Origin of the sequence: Streptococcus oralis, from assembly GCF_023109155.1 — a bacterium.
Lineage (GTDB): Bacteria > Bacillota > Bacilli > Lactobacillales > Streptococcaceae > Streptococcus > Streptococcus oralis_BZ.
The window spans coordinates 66135-88251 of sequence record NZ_JALDUA010000002.1; the positions used below are offsets into that span (position 1 = coordinate 66135).

Below are 22117 nucleotides of genomic sequence, written 5' to 3' on the forward strand. Positions count from 1 at the left end.
CAGATAAACTGGGTAACAATCCGTTCATCTACATTGATGTTCTTTAATGACAGTGAATCATTCAATTTGGGTAGCTTTTTATCACGGCTTGTTGTGAATTTACTCTAAATGTAATTCACAGAGATTTCCAACATGTGGTCTGGTAGCGTGTATGATAAATGGTTACACATGTTGGTTAGAGGGAGTATCTTTTGTCCAAGTTCTATCTAGGGGCTTCTAAAATGCTTTCAGATGAACTGGATTTGATACGAAGTTTATGTTTGATTCGACTGTTCAAGTGGAAAGCCTTGGTTATAGGAAGTTCAATGGTCAAATTCATTGACTTTTCCTTTGAATCCTTCCATATTGAAAGTCTGGTACATTATACCTTTTGACAAGGTAGGATAAGACTAGACTGTGCTAAATCAACAGTCAAGTGATAGTCTGTATTATCTCGAATTGTAATCTCAAAGTCTGTGGTGTAGAGAACCAAACGGAGAGTATCACCTTCTTTAAGTTTGTAGATAGTTGGTTGAAGCTCTAGCTTGAAGTCCATCCATTCATTTGGTTGGATTTCTTCAATCGTCAAGAGATTGGTTCGATTTTGAAGATTAAGGTAGCCTTTGGTGATGACACGTTGGGCACTTGGGTTGAATGGCAGTTCACAGAGATTTTCTAACATGTGGTAACGACCATTATCGATGGTTCTAGCACTTAAAACAGCTGGATAAGGCTGCAGATATTTCTTTTGTCCAAGTTCTAGCAGTTGGGCTGATAATAAGCCCTTGTTTGTACTTGATTTGACACGAAGTTTTAGCTCTACTCGCCCATTTAAGTGAAGGTCTTGACTTACTGGAAGGTCAATGGTGATCTGATTGGCTTTTCCTTGGTAAAGTTCAGTGTTGAAGGTCTGGTAAGTCTTTCCATAACGATCAAAATCTTTTTGATCATACTGGTTTTGAATCACTTTTTCTTCAGTTCCAAGTGAGAAGGTATGCAGTTCATCCTGCTTGCCAAAGTTATCAAGATCTTGCCATCTTTGCGGTGCGATATTGTCCTGCCAGATGACAGTCGGAAGTTGATAGCCTGAGTCAAGTCCTAACAATTTCTTACTTAACAAGGCATTCATGGACTCGCGGAAGTCGATCGACTGCCAATTGTTCATATAGACATGGGCACCATGATGGAAAAAGAGGTGCTTATTGATATGGCTAGGAAGGGCATGAAACATCTGGTAAACATGAAGAGGTTTGACATTCCAATCCTGGGAACCATGCGTAAAAACGACCTCAGCTTGAACCTTGTGAGCATTGAGCAGATAGTTGCGGTCATGCCAAAACTGATTGTAGTCACCAGTCTTGCGATCGAGTTTCTCTTTAACCTTTTCTAAGTCTGCTTGATGAGCTTCATTGCCACGGATATAGTCACCAGCTTGGAGGTTGCGAGAGTAGGTCAATTCAGCAAGTGAGTCAAAATCCTCACCCGGGTAACCACCAGGGCTAGTCACTAGACCATTTTCCCGATAGTAGTTGTACCAAGAGGAAATACCTGCTTCCGCGATGATGACTTCTAAGCCATCAACACCAGTGGTGGCGAGACCATTGGACATGGTACCTAGATAGGAAATACCTGTTGTTGCGACTTTCCCGTTTGACCAGTCAGCTTTGACTTGGCGTTTGCGCGTGTGGTCCGTGAAAGCACGGCAACGACCATTGAGCCAATCAATGACATTTTTATATGCCTCAATCTGCTGGTAGTCCCCATTGGTCATGAGCCCTTGGGAATCTTTGGTTCCAACACCCGATACATAGAGATTGGCAAATCCACGTGGGAGGAAGTAGTCATTTAGAGTATATGAGCTATTGATATGAGATAGCTTTTCTTCAGGTTCTGAGACGACTTCTGCTTGACCATGAGGTTCAACTAAATTCAGCTTAGGTTCCTCAAGTTCAATGGTGTGGGGCAGTTTGACCTCAAGCTCCCCTTCCATTTTGTAGAGAGCCTTGTCACTGGCTTTGTCGTTGGTCCCTTGGTGATAAGGGCTGGCAGTCATAAGAGCAGGTACTTGACCATCATAACGCGGGCGAATAATGCTGACCTTGACTAAGTCAGGGAGACCGTCGTTATCAGTATCCACACGACTCTCGACATACACGACTTCACGAATGACATCATGAGTAGTGAAGGTTGCCAAGCTCTTACCGTTAAAGTAGTGGTAGTGATTATCTTCTGAAATGAGTCCATCACTAACAAGCTGATCGATGAGCGTATTTCCTTTTTTCGTTCGAGTGTTGAGCAGATGGTAGAGATTTTCAATCAAATCTCCATAAACAATAGAAAAACCAGTTTCTTTACGGAACTGTTCAGCATCCTCAAAGTCAACAAGATAGCTAAATCCTAAAAGTTGAAAAACTACTGTGTAGAAAATCTCTGCAGTTAACTCACGGTCTGACTGGAAAAAAGTTACTAAATCTGTTTCTTTATCCGCAGCCAAAGTCGACAAGGCATAATCCGTGCTAGAATAAGTGAAAAAACTCCAACGAATGAAGTCTTCAAACTGTCTTTTTAAGGACAGTTGGGGTGACAGCTTTAGACCAAGACCTTCTAATTCCTCAAATCGTTGAGAACTAGTGGTTGGTTGGTAGCTGAATTGATTAAAACGCATGTTTCTCTCCTTTGAAAACAACTAAATTTATTATATCAAAAAAGAGGGAAAAATGGAATAAATAAACTTAAATGAAATAAATTTCTTAAACCAGCATATCTATTTGGTAAGTTATTATAAAATACTGAATAAATACCATAGAAGTAAGCCTTTTTCTAGAGATTTTTATATGTAAAACTGCATATAACTCCTATCTTTATTATTCTTCGTTTGGTATAAATATATCTAAATTTACATTTAAAACTATTATATAATATTGATTTTTATTTTCTTCCTTTGAAAAGTGAAGAATTTAACACTAAGAAGAGAAGAAGTTTGTAACTGATGATTATTGAAAAGAAAGTGCAGAGTAGCTTCAATATCCAACTTAAAATGGTATAATAGTAGTAAAAAGAAAGCAAGGAGGAGAAGAAATGATTGCACAGCTCGACACCAAGACTGTTTATAGTTTTATGGAAAGTGTGGTTTCGATTGAAAAATATGTACAAATGGCTAAAGAATACGGCTATTCTCACCTTGCTATCATGGATGTGGATAATCTCTATGGAGCCTATCATTTTCTAGAAGCAACTCGTAAGCATGGCATTCGACCTTTAATTGGTTTAGAAATGACCTTGGTCAAAGATGAGGAGAATCTCTCTCTACGTTTTCTAGCCCTATCCACTAAAGGTTATCAAGAGTTGATGAAGTTATCCACTTTAAAAATGACTGGACGGAAAAATTGGTCTGACTTCACCTCCCACCTCGAAGATGTTGCTATTATTGTTCCCTATTTTAATGGGGTCGAACAGCTGGATTTGGAGCATGATTATTTTATCGGTGTCAGTCCAGATACTCCTCAAGAAGTCTTTACCAGACCCATTCTTCCACTCTATCAAGTCAATTCTTTTGAAAAAGAAGATATTCAAGTTTTACAAATCTTGTCAGCAGTCAAGGACAATGTCAGCTTAAGAGAAGTGGATGTGCATTCACAACAGAGAATCTTTCGACCTGCCTCAGACCTGGAAGCACGTTTTATGAATCGCTTCCCTCAGGCGCTTGCCAATCTCCAAGGTCTGATAGAAAATGTAAGCTATCAAATTGATCCAAGTTTAAAACTTCCTCGCTTTAATCCTGAAAGACCAGCGGTCGAAGAACTTAGAGAGAGGGCTGAGCAAGGCTTGAGTGACAAGGGGTTGGACTCAGCTATCTATTATGAGCGACTAAATGAAGAATTAGCTGTGATTCATGATATGGGCTTTGACGACTATTTCCTTGTAGTTTGGGATTTGCTCCGTTTTGGACGTTCCCAAGGCTACTATATGGGAATGGGGCGTGGTTCTGCGGTTGGTAGCCTGGTGGCTTACTCACTGGATATTACAGGAATTGATCCGGTTGAAAAGAACTTGATTTTCGAACGCTTTTTAAATCGTGAGCGCTACACCATGCCTGATATCGATATCGACATCCCTGACCTCTATAGACCAGAGTTCATTCGCTATGTTCGTGATCGTTATGGTAGCCAACACGTGGCACAGATTGTTACCTATTCGACTTTTGGAGCAAAACAGGCAATTCGTGATGTTTTCAAACGTTATGGTGTTCCAGAGTACGAATTAACCAATATTACGAAAAAAATCAGTTTTCGAGATACGCTAACGACAGCCTATGAAAAGAATTTACAGTTTAGGCAGGTCATCAATAGCAAAATGGAATATCAAAAAGCTTTTGAGATTGCTCGAAAGATTGAAGGGTATCCTCGTCAGACCTCTATCCATGCAGCTGGGGTCGTTATGAGTGACCAAGACCTGACAGACTATATCCCACTCAAATACGGTGAGGATATGCTGATCACCCAGTATGATGCTCATGGTGTTGAAGCTAATGGCCTTTTAAAAATGGATTTCCTAGGTCTACGTAACCTAACTTTTGTCCAAAAAATGCAGGAATTACTGGCTGAGTCAGAAGGTATTAATCTGAAAATCGAAGAGATTGACTTGGAAGACAAGGCAACTCTGGCCCTCTTTGCTTCTGGAAATACCAAGGGGATTTTCCAATTTGAACAACCTGGTGCCATTCGACTCTTGAAACGAGTTCAGCCGCAAGTCTTCGAAGAAGTGGTAGCCACGACATCCCTTAACAGACCAGGTGCAAGTGATTATATCGATAACTTTGTAGCTCGAAAGCATGGTAAAGAAAAGGTGACAGTGCTGGATCCTACATTGGAAGACATCCTGTCATCAACCTACGGTATTATGCTCTATCAAGAGCAAGTCATGCAGGTAGCTCAGCGCTTTGGAGGTTTCAGTCTTGGTAAAGCCGATATTCTCAGACGAGCTATGGGTAAGAAAAATGCCAAAGAGATGCATTTGATGAAGGAAGATTTTATCACAGGAGCTGTGAAATTGGGGCATACAGAAGAAAAGGCCAACCAAGTTTTTGCAGTGATGGAAAAGTTTGCCGGCTATGGATTTAACCGATCCCACGCTTATGCCTACTCAGCACTGGCATTCCAACTAGCTTATTTCAAGACACACTATCCTACTATTTTTTTCCAAGTCATGTTGAATTATTCAAGCAGTGATTACATTGTAGATGCATTGCAGATGGGCTTTGAAGTAGCTCCTTTAGCAATAAACAGCATTCCCTATCATGATAAGATTGCTCAGAAGAAAATCTATCTTGGTTTGAAAGCTATTAAAGGGATGCCGAGAGATTTGTCTTACTGGATTATTGAAAATCGTCCTTTCTCAAGCATTGAAGATTTCGTCACACGTCTTCCCAAGAATTACAAGAAACTGTCGCTTCTAACGCCTTTGGTTGAACTGGGGCTTTTTGATGAATTTGACAAGAATCGTCAGAAAATCTTAGTGAACCTACCAAACTTATTTGTCTTTGTTGAGGAGTTGGGTGGACTCTTTGCGGATACAAATTATAGTTGGACTGAAGCTGATGATTTTACTGAGGCAGAGAAATTTTACAAAGAGCAGGAACTGATTGGGGTAGGTATCAGTCCCCATCCTCTCCAAACTCTTGCCAAACAAGCCCTATATCCGACCACTCCAATCACTAATCTAACCGAGGGAGCTCAAGCCACTCTCCTAGTTGAAGTGCAAAAGATTAAAGTGATTCGAACCAAGAAAGGCGAGAGTATGGCTTTTCTACAGGTTCATGATAGTAAGTCTCGGATGGATGTAACTGTATTTTCAGACCAATATAGAAAATTTGCTTCCAATTTATCCGAAGGGAGATTTTACTACATCAATGGCAAAGTTCAATCTCGAGATGGTCGTCTGCAAATGATTGCACAAGATTTGCAAGAAGCAGTGGCGGAACGATTCTGGATTCAAGTTAAAAATCATAAATACGATAAAGAGATTTCAAATATCCTAGAACAATACAAAGGCCCAATCCCTGTCATTATCAGGTATGAAGAGGATGGAAAAACGGTTGTTTCTACTCAACATTTTGTAAGAAAAGATTCTGCTCTGCAGGAAAAATTAGAGGGAATTGCTATGAAAACGATTTATCGCTAAAAATACGGAAAATAGAAGAATTTTCGATTTAAATGTGGTATAATCAGTAAGAATGTTAAAAGAAAAAGGAGCATAAACCAAATGAAACGTATTGCTGTTTTGACCAGTGGTGGAGACGCCCCTGGTATGAATGCTGCCATCCGTGCAGTAGTTCGCCAAGCAATCTCAGAAGGAATGGAAGTTTTTGGTATCTATGATGGGTACGCTGGTATGGTTGCCGGTGAAATTTATCCACTTGATGCTGCTTCAGTAGGAGACATCATTTCTCGTGGTGGTACTTTCCTTCACTCTGCTCGTTACCCTGAGTTTGCACAACTTGAAGGCCAACTTAAAGGGATTGAGCAATTGAAAAAACACGGTATCGAAGGAGTCGTAGTTATCGGTGGAGACGGTTCTTATCACGGAGCTATGCGCTTGACGGAACATGGGTTCCCAGCTATCGGACTTCCAGGAACTATTGATAACGATATCGTAGGGACTGATTTCACAATTGGATTTGATACTGCAGTTACAACTGCTATGGATGCGATTGATAAGATTCGTGATACATCATCAAGTCACCGTCGTACTTTCGTTGTTGAAGTAATGGGACGTAACGCTGGTGATATTGCTCTTTGGGCAGGTATCGCAACTGGTGCTGACGAAATCATCATCCCTGAAGAAGACTTCAAGATGGAAGATATCGTTGCAAGCATCAAAGCTGGTTATGAATGTGGTAAGAAACACAACATCATCGTTTTGGCTGAGGGAGTTATGTCTGCGAATGAGTTTGGTAAGAAACTCAAGGAAGCTGGAGACACTAGTGACCTTCGTGTAACTGAACTTGGACACATCCAACGTGGTGGATCACCAACTGCGCGTGACCGTGTATTGGCATCACGCATGGGTGCACACGCTGTTAAACTTCTTAAACAAGGAATCGGTGGTGTCGCTGTTGGTATCCGTAACGAGAAAATGGTTGAGAATCCAATTCTTGGAACAGCAGAAGAAGGAGCTTTGTTTAGCTTAACAGCTGATGGCAAGATCGTTGTTAACAACCCTCATAAAGCTGATCTTGAACTTTCTGATTTGAACAAGAGCTTGTCCTAATCAACTTTCATTAATTTGGTAACATGACCATAAAAGGTCGAATTATATAAAGGAGTCACAAAAATCATGAACAAACGTGTAAAAATCGTTGCAACTTTAGGTCCTGCGGTTGAAATCCGTGGTGGTAAAAAATTCGGTGAAGACGGATACTGGGGTGAAAAACTTGACGTTGAAGCTTCAGCTCAAAATATTGCTAAATTGATTGAAGCAGGAGCAAACACTTTCCGTTTCAACTTCTCACATGGTGACCACCAAGAACAAGGTGAGCGTATGGCAACTGTTAAACTTGCTGAAAAACTTGCAGGTAAAAAAGTTGGTTTCCTTCTTGATACTAAAGGACCTGAAATCCGTACAGAATTGTTTGAAGGTGATGCAAAAGAGTACTCTTACAAAACTGGTGAAAAAATCCGTGTTGCAACTAAACAAGGAATCAAATCAACTCGTGATGTGATTGCTTTGAACGTTGCTGGTGCCCTTGATATCTACGATGATGTTGAAGTTGGTCACCAAGTTTTAGTTGACGATGGTAAATTGGGTCTTCGTGTTTTCGCAAAAGACGATGCAACTCGTGAATTTGAAGTAGTCGTTGAAAATGACGGTATCATTGCTAAGCAGAAAGGTGTAAACATCCCTAACACTAAAATTCCTTTCCCAGCCCTTGCTGAACGTGATAACGATGATATCCGTTTCGGTTTGGAACAAGGTATCAACTTCATCGCGATTTCATTCGTACGTACTGCAAAAGACGTCGACGAAGTTCGTGCAATCTGTGAAGAAACTGGAAATGGTCACGTTCAATTGTTTGCGAAAATCGAAAACCAACAAGGTATCGATAACTTGGATGAAATCATTGAAGCTGCTGACGGTATCATGATCGCTCGTGGTGACATGGGTATCGAAGTACCATTCGAAATGGTTCCAGTTTATCAAAAAATGATCATCACTAAAGTGAACGCAGCAGGTAAAGTTGTTATCACAGCAACAAACATGCTTGAAACAATGACTGAAAAACCACGTGCAACTCGTTCAGAAGTATCAGACGTATTTAACGCTGTTATCGACGGAACTGACGCTACAATGCTTTCAGGTGAGTCTGCAAACGGTAAATACCCACTTGAGTCAGTAACAACAATGGCTACAATTGACAAGAACGCACAAACTCTTCTTAACGAATACGGACGTTTAAACTCAGATACATTCGAACGTAACTCTAAGACAGAAGTTATGGCTTCAGCTGTTAAAGACGCTACTAACTCAATGAATATCAAATTGGTTGTTACTCTTACTAAGACTGGTCACACAGCTCGTTTGATTTCTAAATACCGTCCAAATGCTGATATCTTGGCATTGACATTCGACGAATTGACAGAGCGTGGATTGATGTTGAACTGGGGTGTTATCCCAATGTTGACTGAAGCTCCATCATCAACTGATGATATGTTTGAAATCGCTGAACGTAAAGCAGTTGAAGCAGGTCTTGTAGAATCTGGTGACGATATTGTTATCGTTGCAGGTGTGCCACTTGGAGAAGCTGTTCGTACAAACACAATGCGTATCCGTACAGTACGTTAATCTAACACAAAAACCTATCATTTTAGGCTGAAAAGCTTGAGTGATAGGTCTTTTTTTATTAAAATGAGATGCTATTTAGTAAATAGGAATGGGAAAAAACTGAAAATTATGGTATAATAGAATGAAAAGACCTTTTTAGTAAATTTTGAAAGAGTAAAACATGAGAAAAATTGTCATCAATGGTGGACGTCCATTGCAAGGTGAGATCACCATTAGTGGTGCTAAAAATAGTGTTGTAGCGCTTATTCCAGCTATTATCTTATCAGATGATATTGTCACTTTAGATTGTGTTCCAGATATTTCAGACGTTGCTAGTCTTGTCGAAATCATGGAAATTATGGGGGCGACTGTTAAGCGTTATGAGGATGTCTTGGAGATTGATCCAAGAGGTGTTCAAAACATTCCGATGCCTTATGGCAAGATTAATAGCTTGCGTGCTTCTTATTATTTCTACGGAAGTCTTTTAGGTCGCTTTGGTGAAGCTACAGTTGGACTTCCTGGTGGATGTGATCTGGGGCCTCGTCCGATTGACCTTCACTTAAAAGCCTTTGAAGCCATGGGTGCTAAGGTCAGCTATGAGGGAGATAATATGAATTTATCTGCCCAAGGTAAGGGGCTTCATGGCGCAAGTATTTACATGGATACCGTCAGCGTTGGTGCAACGATTAACACTATGATTGCTGCGGTTAAAGCTAAGGGACGCACTGTCATTGAAAATGCGGCTCGTGAACCGGAAATTATCGATGTTGCTACCCTTTTGAACAACATGGGGGCCCATATTCGTGGTGCTGGGACTGATATTATCATTATTGATGGTGTCGAGAAACTTCATGGAACGCGTCACCAGGTTATTCCAGACCGTATCGAAGCTGGAACCTATATTTCACTTGCTGCAGCGGTAGGAAAAGGAATTCGCATTAACAACGTTCTCTATGAACACTTAGAAGGATTTATCGCCAAACTAGAGGAAATGGGCGTTCGTATGACGGTCTCAGAAGACAGCATCTTCGTTGAAGAACAGTCCGATTTGAGAGCCATCAATATCAAAACTGCACCCTATCCTGGGTTTGCAACTGATTTGCAACAGCCTATCACGCCACTTTTACTAACTGCTCAAGGTCGTGGAACCATTATTGATACGATTTATGAGAAACGTGTTAATCATGTCTTTGAGTTAGCAAAAATGGATGCGGATATTACGACTACAAACGATCACATTATTTACAACGGTGGTCGTAAGTTACACGGGGCAAGTGTAAAAGCTACAGACTTGCGAGCTGGTGCTGCACTTGTCATCGCTGGCTTGATGGCTCAAGGCCAGACTGAAATTACGAATATTGAGTTTATCCTTCGTGGCTACTCAGATATTATTGAAAAATTGCGTAGTCTTGGAGCGGATATTACACTCGTTGAAGACTAAGCCGTTGAGGTGATTATGAATATTTGGACCAAATTAGCAATGTTTTCTTTTTTTGAAACGGAGCGCTTGTATTTGCGTCCTTTCTTTTTTAGTGACAGTCAAGCGTTTTTCGAGATTGCTTCAAACCCTGAGAATTTACAGTTTATTTTTCCCAGTCAAGCAAGTATGGAAGAAAGTCAGTACGCACTTGCTAACTATTTTATGAAGAATCCTCTAGGAGTTTGGGCAATTTGTCTCCAAGGAAATCAGGAAATGATTGGCTCCATTAAATTTGAAAAGATCGATGAAATCAAAAAAGAAGCAGAAATTGGTTACTTCTTAAAAAAAGATTCTTGGTCACAAGGTTTTATGACAGAAGTGGTTACCAAGCTTTGTCAGCTTTCATTTGAAGAATTTGGTTTAAAACAATTATCCATCATCACTCATTTGGAGAATCAAGCTAGTCAAAAAGTAGCCTTAAAATCGGGCTTTAGTCTCGTCCGACAGTTTAAGGGGAGCGATCGTTATACACGAAAAATGAGGGACTATCTTGAATTTCGATACATAAAAGGAGAATTCAATGAGTAAACACCAGGAAATTTTGTCCTATCTGGAAGAGTTGCCAATTGGAAAGAGAGTTAGTGTACGCAGTATTTCCAATCACCTAGGTGTTAGTGACGGAACCGCCTACCGAGCTATCAAAGAAGCTGAAAATCGTGGCATCGTTGAAACTCGGCCACGTAGTGGAACCATACGAGTCAAGTCCCAGAAAGTGGCTATTGAGAGGCTAACCTATGCTGAAATTGCTGAAGTCACCTCCTCTGAAGTTTTAGCTGGTCAGGAAGGTCTTGAGAGAGAGTTTAGTAAATTTTCCATTGGGGCTATGACAGAGCAAAATATCCTGTCTTATCTCCATGATGGGGGTCTTTTGATTGTAGGTGACCGTACTCGTATTCAACTTTTAGCCTTGGAAAATGAAAATGCAGTCCTTGTGACTGGAGGTTTCCATGTCCAAGATGATGTACTGACTCTAGCCAATAAAAAAGGTATCCCAGTTCTGAGAAGTAAGCATGATACTTTTACAGTAGCGACCATGATTAACAAAGCCCTCTCAAATGTTCAAATCAAAACCGATATTCTGACAGTCGAAAAGCTCTATCGTCCCAGTCATGAGTATGGTTTTTTGAGAGAAACGGATACAGTCAAAGACTATCTAGACTTGGTCCGTAAGAACAGAAGTAGTCGTTTCCCAGTCATTAATCAGCACCAAGTGGTTGTTGGGGTTGTTACTATGCGTGACGCAGGAGATAAATCCCCCAGCACGACGATTGACAAGGTGATGACTCGAAGTATCTTCGTAACAGGTTTAGCGACCAATATTGCCAATGTCAGTCAACGAATGATTGCAGAAGACTTTGAGATGGTTCCCGTTGTCAGAAGCAACCAAACCCTACTCGGTGTCGTAACACGACGAGATGTCATGGAAAAGATGAGCCGTTCTCAAGTTTCTGCTTTGCCGACTTTCTCAGAGCAAATCGGGCAAAAACTCTCTTATCATCATGATGAAGTCGTTATTACTGTTGAGCCCTTCATGTTGGAGAAAAATGGTGTCCTTGCTAATGGAGTCTTGGCTGAAATCCTCAACCATATGACCCAAGACCTCGTTGTCAATAGCGGACGTAATCTCATCATTGAGCAGATGTTGATTTATTTCTTGCAGGCTGTGCAGATAGATGATACTCTGCGGATTCTGGCTCGGATTATTCACCACACGAGACGCTCAGCTATTATTGATTATGATATTTATCATGGGCATCAGATTGTTTCAAAAGCAAATGTTACGGTTAAAATTAATTAGAATCTAGGAGAAAAAATGATAACTTTAAAATCAGCACGTGAAATCGAAGCCATGGACAAGGCTGGTGATTTCCTAGCAAGTATCCATATTGGCTTACGTGATTTGATTAAGCCAGGCGTGGATATGTGGGAAGTTGAAGAGTACGTTCGTCGACGTTGTAAAGAGGAGAATTTCCTTCCTTTACAGATTGGCGTTGATGGGGCAGTTATGGATTATCCCTATGCCACTTGTTGCTCTCTTAATGACGAAGTAGCTCACGCTTTCCCACGTCATTACATCTTGAAAGATGGCGATTTGCTCAAGGTTGACATGGTACTGGGTGGTCCGATTGCCAAATCCGACCTCAATGTCTCTAAACTTAACTTCAACAATGTTGAACAAATGAAAAAATACACCCAAAGTTATACTGGTGGTTTAGCTGACTCATGTTGGGCTTATGCGGTTGGTACACCGTCTGAAGAAGTGAAAAACCTGATGGACGTAACCAAGGAAGCTATGTATGTAGGAATTGAGCAAGCAGTTGTCGGCAATCGTATCGGTGATATTGGTGCAGCCATTCAAAAATACGCTGAAAGTCGCGGTTACGGTGTCGTTCGTGATTTGGTTGGTCATGGTGTTGGTCCAACTATGCACGAAGAGCCAATGGTTCCTAACTACGGTATTGCAGGCCGTGGACTCCGTCTCCGTGAAGGAATGGTACTAACCATTGAACCCATGATCAATACTGGGGATTGGGAAATTGATACAGATATGAAGACTGGCTGGGCTCATAAGACTATAGATGGCGGCCTGTCTTGCCAATATGAACACCAGTTCGTGATTACCAAAGACGGTCCAGTTATCTTGACTAGCCAAGGCGAAGAAGGAACGTATTAAAAAAAGGAGCTTAGCTCCTTTTTTTGTGTCAAATTTTATCAAAATAAATAAGCGTAGCAGACTTCTTACAAATTTATTCTTTTGTAGTAAAATAGGATTAGAATTTTTTGAAAGTAGGTAATTCGTTGGAGTCGATTATATTTCTAGTATCCGTTTTTTTAGCAGGTATTCTGTCCTTCTTTTCACCCTGCATCTTTCCTTTGCTACCTGTCTATGCTGGTATTTTACTGGATGATCAGGGAAATTCGAAAAGCTTTCGCTTTTTTGGAAGAGACGTTGCATGGTCTGGTTTAATTCGAACCTTGTGCTTTATTGCAGGAATCTCCCTCATTTTCTTTATTTTGGGATTTGGAGCTGGATTCCTAGGGCACATGCTCTATGCAGACTGGTTTCGTTATGCTATGGGAATAGTCATTATTCTTTTAGGGTTTCACCAGATGGAAATCTTGCATTTCAATAAACTGGAGATTCAAAAGACAGTCACCTTCAAACAATCAAAGTCGAATCACTATCTGTCAGCCTTTTTACTTGGGATAACCTTTAGTTTTGGTTGGACCCCTTGTATCGGACCCGTTTTAAGTTCGGTCTTGGCTCTGGCGGCTTCAGGTGGTAATGGTGCTTGGCAAGGAGCCGTGTTAACATTAGTATACACATTGGGAATGGCCCTTCCTTTCATTGTTTTGGCCTTGGCTTCGGGCTGGATTATGCCCTATTTTAGTAAATTAAAACCCCATATGATTCTACTAAAGAAAATCGGCGGAGCTTTGATTATTTTGATGGGATTGTTATTAATGCTAGGGCAGTTAAATGCCTTGTCAGGAATTCTTGGATAAAAGGAGAAAAAATGAAAAAAGTTATTTTTGCTGGATTGAGCCTCATGTCTTTATTTTTATTGATTGCCTGTGGTGAAAAAGAAACCAAACAGACAAGCAGTCCCAAACAGCCTGCTGTACAACAAATCGCAGTCGGTAAGGATGCGCCAGACTTCACCTTGCAGTCTATGGATGGCAAAGAAGTCAAGTTATCAGACTATAAAGGGAAAAAGGTCTATTTAAAATTCTGGGCTTCTTGGTGTGGACCATGTAAAAAAAGCATGCCTGAGTTGATGGAACTAGCTGCCAAACAAGATCGAGACTTTGAAATCTTGAGTGTCATTGCACCTGGTCTACAAGGTGAAAAAACAGTTCAAGACTTTCCAAAATGGTACCAAGAACAAGGCTACAAGGATATTCCAGTTCTATATGATACGCAAGCAACTACCTTCCAAGCCTACCAAATTCGTAGTATTCCAACAGAATACTTGATTGACAGTCAAGGTAAAATCGGAAAAATCCAATTTGGTGCTATTAGCAACGCTGATGCAGAAGCGGCTTTTAAAGAAATGAAATAAAGAAAAAATCGCGATTGTTCGCGATTTTTTTATAGTTTTTCATTGATAAAGCGGATAAATTGATTCCACCAAACCTTCAAAAAGAAGGCTTTTTCTACTTTCTTTTCAGAAACCATTTCAAAAGATGGTTTGTCGGAAGTGAGATAGCCCTGGCCGACCAAATCCTGATCATCATAGGTCAGAGTACCAACAACCTTGCCTTCTTCCAATGGAGCCATTTCTGATGTTGATTTCGGTGTGAATTGGAGGGCTGGTGTAGTACCGCTTCCGATGCGTTGGACGATGGAAATATCTGACTTAGCGACAGCTGTCACATTATCTTCTTTACCATCCAGAACTGTTACTTTACTATCGTTGTAAGCTTCACCTTTCTGAACGACAGTTTTTAAGGCAAAGTTTGCAGAAATATAATCTAAAAGTGCAGAAGTTGCAGTAAAACGCGCATAAGGGTTGGTATCTTGTTGATCTGCATTTAAAACAACCGTAATAATACGCATCCCTTTCTCAACAGTTGTTCCCACGAATGAAGCACCAGCTTTATCAGTAGTACCTGTCTTTAGTCCATCAATACCGCCACGATAGGCTGGCATTCCCTCCAACATATAGTTGGTTGAGTGGATTTCAAGTCCTGCAAAGGTAGAAGTTGGCTTTTTGGTGATTTCCAAAACTTGAGGATAATCTCGGATGAGGTTACGAGCGACGATTGCAACATCGTAGGCACTCAACTTGTTTTCATCGTCTTTTTTAGAACCAGGATAGATATTATCGCCAAGGGTCTCATTATTTAAACCAGTAGTGTTTACAATAGTTGCATCTTGAATTCCCCATTCAAGAAGTTTAGCCCTCATTTTGTCTACAAAGTCTTTCTCAGAACCAGCAATCTTTTCTGCTAGTGCAATGGCAGCGCTGTTTGCACTGGATACCATTGTAGCCTCTAATAGTTGTTCAACAGTATAATTTCGAGCTTCCATAGGGACGTTACTCGCCTCAGAATTAGTTGTAAGTTTGTAAGGATAGTCCGAAATATCAACAGGTGTAGATAGGCTGATAGTTCCTTGTTCCAGAGCTTCATAGACCAAATAAACTGTAACCAATTTAGTAATAGAAGCAATTTCTACAGGCTGATTTGCATCTTTTTCATAGAGGATTTTTCCAGTTGTAGCCTCGACAGCAATAGCATGTTTAGCAGCAACATCAAACTCCTGAGCAGAAACAGTAGAAGCTGTTCCAAAAACTAAAAGTGTCATAAAAGATAAAATTATTTTTTTCATATTAGCTTTATTTTATCATAAAGAAAAAAAATATTCTCGCTTTTTTACTAAAGCCAACTTATCTTTTTCAGAAATATGGTAAAATAGAGAGAAGGAGGATACCTATGTTCCGTAGAAACAAATTATTTTTTTGGACAGCCGAAATTTTATTATTAACACTGATTTTCTATCTTTGGAGAGAAATGGGGGCCATCATTACTCCCTTCGTGACGGTTGTGAATACCATCATGATTCCATTTTTGCTTGGTGGATTTTTTTACTACATTACAAATCCAGTCGTTACTTTCTTAGAAAAGAGATGTAAGATCAATCGTCTAATTGGTGTCTTGGTCACTCTTTGTGCCTTGATTGGTGCTATCGTTGTAGGGGTCGTTTATCTCTTGCCGATTTTGATTAATCAGTTGACCAGCTTGATTATTTCTAGTCAAAACATCTATAGTAGACTACAAGATTTGATCATCGATTTGTCCATGAATCCAGTCTTCCAAAATATTGATATTCAACAAACAATTCAACAACTGAATCTCTCCTATGTGGATATCCTACAGAATATCCTTAATAGCGTCAGCAACAGTTTAGGAAGCGTTCTTTCAGCCTTGTTTAGTACAGTTCTGATTCTCATTATGACCCCTGTATTCTTGATTTATTTCTTGTTGGATGGTCATAAGTTGCTACCAATGTTGGAACGTACCGTCTTAAAGCATGACAAATTGAATCTTTCTAGCCTTTTAACCAATCTCAATACAACTATAGCCCGTTATATCAGTGGAATTGCGATTGATGCGGTTATTATTGGATTTTTAGCCTATATTGGCTATAGCGTTATCGGATTAAAGTACGCCCTAGTTTTTGCTATTTTCTCTGGAATCGCAAATTTAATTCCTTATGTTGGTCCAAGTATTGGCTTAATTCCAATGGTAATTGCGAATGTTTTCACGGATCCTCATCGTATGTTGATTGCGGTTGCTTATATGCTTATTATTCAGCAGATTGACGGAAATGTTCTCTATCCACGTATCGTTGGAGGGGTTATGAAAGTGCATCCGATTACGATCTTGGTGCTTCTTTTACTGTCAAGTAATATCTACGGTGTCATAGGGATGGTCGTAGCAGTACCTACTTACTCTATTTTTAAAGAAATTACTAAGTTCCTAGCGAAATTATATGAAAACCATAAAGAAGCTCATAAAGAAGCTAAGGAACTGGAAAAAACAGAATCAAATTAAAATCAGGGAAACCTGATTTTTTTGATGAAAATACTATCTCCAAACAAAATAAGTTTGAATTTATATTGCCATAAAGAAGCAGAAGAACAGGATTTGATAAGATTTAGATTAATTCACAAAATATGTGTAAAACACTTGCAATTTAGCAGAAATTTGATAAAATAGTAAGGAAAGTTAGACTGTATTGCCTACTGTCTATCTATAAAATATATTTTATTGGAGGCTTTTACTCAAATGGCAAAAGAAAAATACGATCGTAGTAAACCACACGTTAACATTGGTACTATCGGACACGTTGACCACGGTAAAACTACTTTGACTGCAGCTATCACAACTGTATTGGCACGTCGCTTGCCTTCAGCAGTTAACCAACCTAAAGACTATGCGTCTATCGATGCTGCTCCAGAAGAACGCGAACGCGGTATCACTATCAACACTGCGCACGTTGAGTACGAAACTGAAAAACGTCACTACGCTCACATCGACGCTCCAGGACACGCGGACTACGTTAAAAACATGATCACTGGTGCCGCTCAAATGGACGGAGCTATCCTTGTAGTAGCTTCAACTGACGGACCAATGCCACAAACTCGTGAGCACATCCTTCTTTCACGTCAGGTTGGTGTTAAACACCTTATCGTCTTCATGAACAAAATTGACTTGGTAGACGACGAAGAATTGCTTGAATTGGTTGAAATGGAAATCCGTGACCTCTTGTCAGAATACGACTTCCCAGGTGACGATCTTCCAGTTATCCAAGGTTCAGCTCTTAAAGCTCTTGAAGGTGACTCTAAATACGAAGACATCATCATGGAATTGATGAACACTGTTGATGAGTACATCCCAGAACCAGAACGTGACACTGAAAAACCATTGCTTCTTCCAGTCGAAGACGTATTCTCAATCACTGGACGTGGTACAGTTGCTTCAGGACGTATCGACCGTGGTACTGTTCGTGTCAACGACGAAATCGAAATCGTTGGTATCAAAGAAGAAACTCAAAAAGCAGTTGTTACTGGTGTTGAAATGTTCCGTAAACAACTTGACGAAGGTCTTGCCGGAGATAACGTAGGTGTCCTTCTTCGTGGTGTTCAACGTGACGAAATCGAACGTGGACAAGTTATCGCTAAACCAGGTTCAATCAACCCACACACTAAATTCAAAGGTGAAGTCTACATCCTTACTAAAGAAGAAGGTGGACGTCACACTCCATTCTTCAACAACTACCGCCCACAATTCTACTTCCGTACTACTGACGTTACAGGTTCAATCGAACTTCCTGCAGGTACTGAAATGGTAATGCCTGGTGATAACGTGACTATCGACGTTGAGTTGATCCACCCAATCGCCGTAGAACAAGGTACTACATTCTCTATCCGTGAGGGTGGACGTACTGTTGGTTCAGGTATGGTTACAGAAATCGAAGCTTAATTCGATTAAGTTCCCAGAAGAACAATTATTTAAGTCAGACACTAAAAGAATCTTGCTTTGCAAGGTTCTTTTTTTCTTATTCTTACTCTATTTGAAGTGCTTCTACTCTAGCAGTATAATCGTTTTTTTGGTATAATAAAAGTTATGGAAATCGAAAAAACCAATCGTATGAATGCGCTCTTTGAATTTTATGCGGCGCTTTTGACAGATAAGCAAATGAATTATATAGAGCTCTACTACGCTGATGATTACAGCCTTGCTGAGATTGCCGAGGAGTTTGGTGTCAGTCGTCAGGCTGTCTATGACAATATCAAGCGGACAGAAAAAATTCTGGAAGATTATGAGATGAAATTGCACATGTACTCGGACTATATTGTTCGAAGTCAGATTTTTGACCAGATTTTGGAGCGCTATCCCAAGGATGACTTTCTGCAAGAGCAGATAGAAATTTTAACAAGCATTGATAATAGAGAATAAGAGGAAGAAAAATGGCATTTGAAAGTTTAACAGAACGTTTGCAGAACGTCTTTAAAAATCTACGTAAAAAAGGAAAAATCTCTGAAGCTGATGTCCAAGAGGCAACCAAAGAAATTCGCTTGGCCTTGCTTGAGGCCGACGTTGCCTTGCCTGTTGTAAAGGACTTTATCAAGAAAGTTCGTGAGCGTGCAGTCGGACATGAGGTCATTGATACCCTTAATCCTGCGCAACAAATTATTAAAATCGTTGATGAGGAATTGACGGCTGTTTTGGGTTCTGATACGGCAGAGATTATCAAGTCACCTAAGATTCCTACAATCATCATGATGGTCGGTTTGCAAGGGGCTGGTAAAACAACCTTTGCTGGTAAATTGGCCAACAAACTCAAGAAGGAAGAAAGTGCTCGTCCTTTGATGATTGCGGCGGATATCTATCGTCCAGCAGCCATTGACCAGCTCAAAACTCTTGGACAACAAATTGATGTGCCGGTCTTCGCACTTGGAACAGAAGTACCAGCTGTTGAGATTGTACGTCAAGGTTTGGAGCAAGCCCAAGCTAATCATAATGACTATGTCTTGATTGATACGGCAGGTCGTTTGCAGATTGATGAGCTTTTGATGAATGAACTTCGCGATGTGAAAGCACTGGCTCAACCAAATGAAATTCTCCTTGTCGTTGATGCCATGATTGGTCAGGAAGCGGCCAATGTTGCGCGTGAGTTTAATGCTCAGTTAGAAGTGACTGGAGTCATCCTTACCAAGATTGATGGGGACACTCGTGGTGGTGCTGCTCTATCTGTTCGTCATATTACTGGAAAACCAATCAAGTTCACTGGTACAGGTGAAAAGATTACGGACATTGAAACCTTCCACCCAGATCGCATGTCTAGCCGTATCCTTGGTATGGGGGATATGCTCACTTTGATTGAGAAAGCTTCTCAAGAATACGATGAGCAAAAAGCCCTTGAAATGGCTGAGAAGATGCGTGAAAACACCTTTGATTTCAATGATTTCATTGATCAGTTGGATCAGGTGCAAAACATGGGGCCAATGGAAGACTTGCTCAAGATGATTCCAGGTATGGCTAACAATCCAGCTCTTCAAAATATGAAGGTTGATGAACGCCAGATTGCTCGCAAACGTGCCATTGTGTCTTCCATGACACCTGAAGAACGTGAAAACCCAGATTTGTTAAATCCAAGCCGTCGTCGTCGTATTGCCGCAGGTTCTGGAAATACATTCGTCGAAGTCAATAAATTTATCAAGGACTTTAACCAGGCTAAACAGCTCATGCAGGGTGTTATGTCTGGGGATATGAACAAGATGATGAAGCAAATGGGAATCAATCCAAACAACCTTCCTAAAAATATGCCAAATATGGGAGGAATGGATATGTCTGCACTTGAAGGGATGATGGGACAAGGCGGTATGCCTGACCTGTCAGCTCTTGGAGGAGCAGGAATGCCAGATATGAGCCAGATGTTTGGTGGCGGACTCAAAGGTAAAATCGGTGAATTTGCTATGAAACAGTCCATGAAACGCATGGCTAACAAGATGAAGAAAGCGAAGAAGAAACGCAAATAAAAAAGGAAAGCAGAAGTGCTTTCCTTTTTGATATAACATATGTGCTTTCTATGATTAGGCAATTTTCTTAATCGAAAAATTGACTAAATAGAAAGAGAGATTTCAAATCCTTGCGTCCATTCGGATTTTACTGTGATTTCGATTTTTAAAGCATCTGCTAATTGTTTGACTAGATAGAGCCCCATACCTGTTGATTTTTTCCTTGTATCACCTGAATCACCTGTAAAGCCTTTTTCAAAGATATGAGGGAGGTCACAAGCTTTAACTCCGCAACCATTATCCCTAATAATCAGACTTGTGCGCCCCTTATCTTTTGACATAGAAATACTGAGTTCGGGCTTGTCAGAGCTATATTTAAGGGCGTTGGCGAGTATTTGAGAGAGGATAAATTCAAAACTGCGTTGATCGGTGTAGCAGATTCCTTGTATGTTCTCTAGCTGAATCGTAAATTTCTTTTCTTTGAGCAAGGGATCAAAGTTTTCCAAAAGATCTTGGATACACTCTTGGAGGTCAAGGTCTTCAAATAGAAAATCATTTTTTTCACTTTTCACCCTGTAATAGAATAGTATCTGTGATACATTTCCTTGGATTTGATTTTTCACATAGTCCAACTTAAAAGTTGTATCCTTTGGCAACTGGTCACTTTGATTGTCCAAAAGGAGGGAAAGAAGCGATAGAGGGAGTTTGATTTCATGAGCCCATTTTTCAACATAGTCCTCGTATTCGGCTAGTAATGAGTTGAGCTTTCCTATTTCCGCTTGCCTTTGGTAAAGCGCATTTGCGATTTCTTCGATGCTTTCTTTCTCTGAGGCACTTGATAAATGAAATAATTCCAGCTCCGTATCCATCTTAGGATTGGCTATGAAGGCTTTATAGGCAGCGGATTTTTTTCTTTCTTTTCTTATCAGTAGGAATGATAGGATGAAAAAGAGCAGGACAGTAGCTAAAAGATAGAGAAGGATGAGGGCTTGAAACATTCTCACATCTGAAAGCCAAAGCAGAATTGCTGTAAATAGATCAAATGCTAAGAGAACAAGTAACCAAGGCAGATAAGTAGCTAGATATTTTAGATTAGGTTTCATCTGGACTTACCTCTTCTAGCTTGTAACCAATACCTCTGACGGACTTAACTTGAAGGGCAATGCCAGCCTGTTTCATAACCTTTTTTAGCCTTGCAATATTTACTTGAAGGGCATTTTCGTCGATGAACTCAGTTGTATTCCACAGTTTCATGCTTAGTTCTTCTTTTGTGACGACAGAATCAGTTGCGACTAATAAAGTTTCTAACAATTTCCCTTGATTTTGGGGGAGTAAAATCGAATGTCCGTTGATATAAAGGGTATAGGTATTTCGATCCAGAAGGAAATTATCTTTTTCAAGTAGATTTTGTCTGCCTTCATAGCGTTTCAAGATATTTTCTATACGTGCCAAAAATCTTTCTTTCTTGAAAGGCTTTGTTAGGTATTCATCTGCCCCTAATTTTAGGGCGTAGATCTCATCTTTTAATTGTTCACGGGAAGTGAGAACCAATATGGGCACAGAGCGTTTTGACTTGAGATTTTTACAAATTTGAAAACCTGTTTCTCCTGGCAAATTCAAATCCAGTATGATTAGATCTGTATCGTATTGCAGCACTTGCTGGCTTGTATCTTTGAAGTCAGTCAACTTATCAACTTGATAACCCGCTTTCTCTAACAAGATGACAATTTCATCTCGAATCAAGGCTTCATCTTCAATAACCAGAATATGCTTCATATCGGTTCCTCCTTTTCCTATTTTATTCTAC

17 protein-coding genes are annotated in these 22117 nt (G+C 40.2%); 13 read left to right on the forward strand and 4 right to left on the reverse strand.

Annotation, left to right across the window (positions count from 1 at the left end; translation table 11 throughout):
* Positions 1–361: 361 nt before the first annotated feature.
* A complete protein-coding gene (locus tag M1F63_RS04320; RefSeq protein WP_247940810.1) occupies positions 362–2644 on the reverse strand; it encodes a Xaa-Pro dipeptidyl-peptidase in 2283 nt (760 codons plus the stop codon).
* Between the two features lie 413 nt (positions 2645–3057).
* Here M1F63_RS04320 and M1F63_RS04325 point away from each other — a divergent pair, with 413 nt between their 5' ends.
* From M1F63_RS04325 to sdbB, 9 genes are all read left to right on the forward strand, one after another.
* Positions 3058–6159 (forward strand): DNA polymerase III subunit alpha, encoded by a 3102-nt coding sequence (locus M1F63_RS04325; protein WP_247940811.1) that lies wholly within the window; start codon positions 3058–3060, stop codon positions 6157–6159.
* Between the two features lie 81 nt (positions 6160–6240).
* Positions 6241–7248 (forward strand): 6-phosphofructokinase, encoded by a 1008-nt coding sequence (gene pfkA / locus M1F63_RS04330; protein WP_000820876.1) that lies wholly within the window; start codon positions 6241–6243, stop codon positions 7246–7248.
* Positions 7249–7314: 66 nt separating this feature from the next.
* Positions 7315–8820, forward strand: a complete 1506-nt coding sequence (gene pyk / locus M1F63_RS04335; RefSeq protein WP_042902347.1) for a pyruvate kinase — start codon at positions 7315–7317, stop codon at positions 8818–8820.
* Between the two features lie 160 nt (positions 8821–8980).
* Positions 8981–10240 carry a UDP-N-acetylglucosamine 1-carboxyvinyltransferase gene (gene murA / locus M1F63_RS04340; protein ID WP_001227111.1) on the forward strand — a complete coding sequence of 420 codons (1260 nt, stop codon included), beginning with the start codon at positions 8981–8983 and terminating at the stop codon, positions 10238–10240.
* 15 nt (positions 10241–10255) lie between these two features.
* A complete protein-coding gene (locus M1F63_RS04345) occupies positions 10256–10807 on the forward strand; it encodes a GNAT family N-acetyltransferase (protein WP_247940812.1) in 552 nt (183 codons plus the stop codon).
* Positions 10800–12077: a CBS-HotDog domain-containing transcription factor SpxR gene (gene spxR / locus M1F63_RS04350; RefSeq protein WP_247940813.1), complete on the forward strand. Its 1278-nt coding sequence runs from the start codon at positions 10800–10802 to the stop codon at positions 12075–12077. Before M1F63_RS04345 ends, spxR begins: the two co-directional genes overlap by 8 nt.
* A gap of 15 nt (positions 12078–12092) precedes the next feature.
* Positions 12093–12953, forward strand: a complete 861-nt coding sequence (locus M1F63_RS04355) for a methionyl aminopeptidase (protein ID WP_247940814.1) — start codon at positions 12093–12095, stop codon at positions 12951–12953.
* A gap of 125 nt (positions 12954–13078) precedes the next feature.
* Positions 13079–13786 (forward strand): thiol-disulfide oxidoreductase-associated membrane protein CcdA2, encoded by a 708-nt coding sequence (gene ccdA2 / locus M1F63_RS04360; protein WP_000443809.1) that lies wholly within the window; start codon positions 13079–13081, stop codon positions 13784–13786.
* An 11-nt stretch (positions 13787–13797) separates the two neighbouring features.
* Positions 13798–14343, forward strand: a complete 546-nt coding sequence (gene sdbB, locus M1F63_RS04365) for a thiol-disulfide oxidoreductase-associated lipoprotein SdbB (protein WP_000755591.1) — start codon at positions 13798–13800, stop codon at positions 14341–14343.
* A 29-nt stretch (positions 14344–14372) separates the two neighbouring features.
* Here the strand turns inward: sdbB and pbp3 are convergent, their stop codons facing one another.
* Positions 14373–15614 carry a D-alanyl-D-alanine carboxypeptidase PBP3 gene (pbp3, locus tag M1F63_RS04370; protein ID WP_002874503.1) on the reverse strand — a complete coding sequence of 414 codons (1242 nt, stop codon included), beginning with the start codon at positions 15612–15614 and terminating at the stop codon, positions 14373–14375.
* Between the two features lie 104 nt (positions 15615–15718).
* Between pbp3 and M1F63_RS04375 the strand changes: the two genes are divergently transcribed.
* The 4 genes from M1F63_RS04375 (at position 15719) to ffh (ending at position 20331) form a co-directional block, all read left to right on the forward strand.
* Complete coding sequence (locus M1F63_RS04375) at positions 15719–16840, forward strand: AI-2E family transporter (protein WP_247940815.1); 1122 nt, start codon at positions 15719–15721, stop codon at positions 16838–16840.
* Positions 16841–17074: 234 nt separating this feature from the next.
* Entirely contained in the window at positions 17075–18271 is a 1197-nt protein-coding gene (tuf, locus tag M1F63_RS04380) for an elongation factor Tu (RefSeq protein WP_001040720.1), read from the forward strand.
* 144 nt (positions 18272–18415) lie between these two features.
* Positions 18416–18748 carry a putative DNA-binding protein gene (locus M1F63_RS04385; protein ID WP_000402066.1) on the forward strand — a complete coding sequence of 111 codons (333 nt, stop codon included), beginning with the start codon at positions 18416–18418 and terminating at the stop codon, positions 18746–18748.
* Positions 18749–18759: 11 nt separating this feature from the next.
* Positions 18760–20331: a signal recognition particle protein gene (ffh, locus tag M1F63_RS04390; protein ID WP_247940816.1), complete on the forward strand. Its 1572-nt coding sequence runs from the start codon at positions 18760–18762 to the stop codon at positions 20329–20331.
* Positions 20332–20414: 83 nt separating this feature from the next.
* On the opposite strand, the gene M1F63_RS04395 is transcribed toward ffh, so the two are convergent.
* A complete protein-coding gene (locus M1F63_RS04395; protein WP_247940817.1) occupies positions 20415–21413 on the reverse strand; it encodes a sensor histidine kinase in 999 nt (332 codons plus the stop codon).
* Complete coding sequence (locus M1F63_RS04400) at positions 21403–22086, reverse strand: response regulator transcription factor (RefSeq protein ID WP_061452492.1); 684 nt, start codon at positions 22084–22086, stop codon at positions 21403–21405. The genes M1F63_RS04395 and M1F63_RS04400 overlap by 11 nt, the downstream gene beginning before the upstream one ends.
* Between the last annotated feature and the right edge of the window lie 31 nt (positions 22087–22117).

Excerpts from the sequence above, each read along its gene's own strand:
- M1F63_RS04345 (WP_247940812.1), top strand. The coding sequence starts at position 10,256 with ATGAATATTTGGACCAAATTAGCAATGTTTTCTTTTTTTGAAACGGAG.
- M1F63_RS04395 (WP_247940817.1), bottom strand. The coding sequence starts at position 21,413 with ATGAAACCTAATCTAAAATATCTAGCTACTTATCTGCCTTGGTTACTT.
- pfkA (WP_000820876.1), top strand. The coding sequence starts at position 6,241 with ATGAAACGTATTGCTGTTTTGACCAGTGGTGGAGACGCCCCTGGTATG.
- murA (WP_001227111.1), top strand. The coding sequence starts at position 8,981 with ATGAGAAAAATTGTCATCAATGGTGGACGTCCATTGCAAGGTGAGATC.
- M1F63_RS04385 (WP_000402066.1), top strand. The coding sequence starts at position 18,416 with ATGGAAATCGAAAAAACCAATCGTATGAATGCGCTCTTTGAATTTTAT.
- M1F63_RS04400 (WP_061452492.1), bottom strand. The coding sequence starts at position 22,086 with ATGAAGCATATTCTGGTTATTGAAGATGAAGCCTTGATTCGAGATGAA.
- M1F63_RS04375 (WP_247940815.1), top strand. The coding sequence starts at position 15,719 with ATGTTCCGTAGAAACAAATTATTTTTTTGGACAGCCGAAATTTTATTA.
- pbp3 (WP_002874503.1), bottom strand. The coding sequence starts at position 15,614 with ATGAAAAAAATAATTTTATCTTTTATGACACTTTTAGTTTTTGGAACA.
- M1F63_RS04320 (WP_247940810.1), bottom strand. The coding sequence starts at position 2,644 with ATGCGTTTTAATCAATTCAGCTACCAACCAACCACTAGTTCTCAACGA.
- tuf (WP_001040720.1), top strand. The coding sequence starts at position 17,075 with ATGGCAAAAGAAAAATACGATCGTAGTAAACCACACGTTAACATTGGT.
- M1F63_RS04325 (WP_247940811.1), top strand. The coding sequence starts at position 3,058 with ATGATTGCACAGCTCGACACCAAGACTGTTTATAGTTTTATGGAAAGT.
- sdbB (WP_000755591.1), top strand. The coding sequence starts at position 13,798 with ATGAAAAAAGTTATTTTTGCTGGATTGAGCCTCATGTCTTTATTTTTA.
- spxR (WP_247940813.1), top strand. The coding sequence starts at position 10,800 with ATGAGTAAACACCAGGAAATTTTGTCCTATCTGGAAGAGTTGCCAATT.
- M1F63_RS04355 (WP_247940814.1), top strand. The coding sequence starts at position 12,093 with ATGATAACTTTAAAATCAGCACGTGAAATCGAAGCCATGGACAAGGCT.
- pyk (WP_042902347.1), top strand. The coding sequence starts at position 7,315 with ATGAACAAACGTGTAAAAATCGTTGCAACTTTAGGTCCTGCGGTTGAA.
- ffh (WP_247940816.1), top strand. The coding sequence starts at position 18,760 with ATGGCATTTGAAAGTTTAACAGAACGTTTGCAGAACGTCTTTAAAAAT.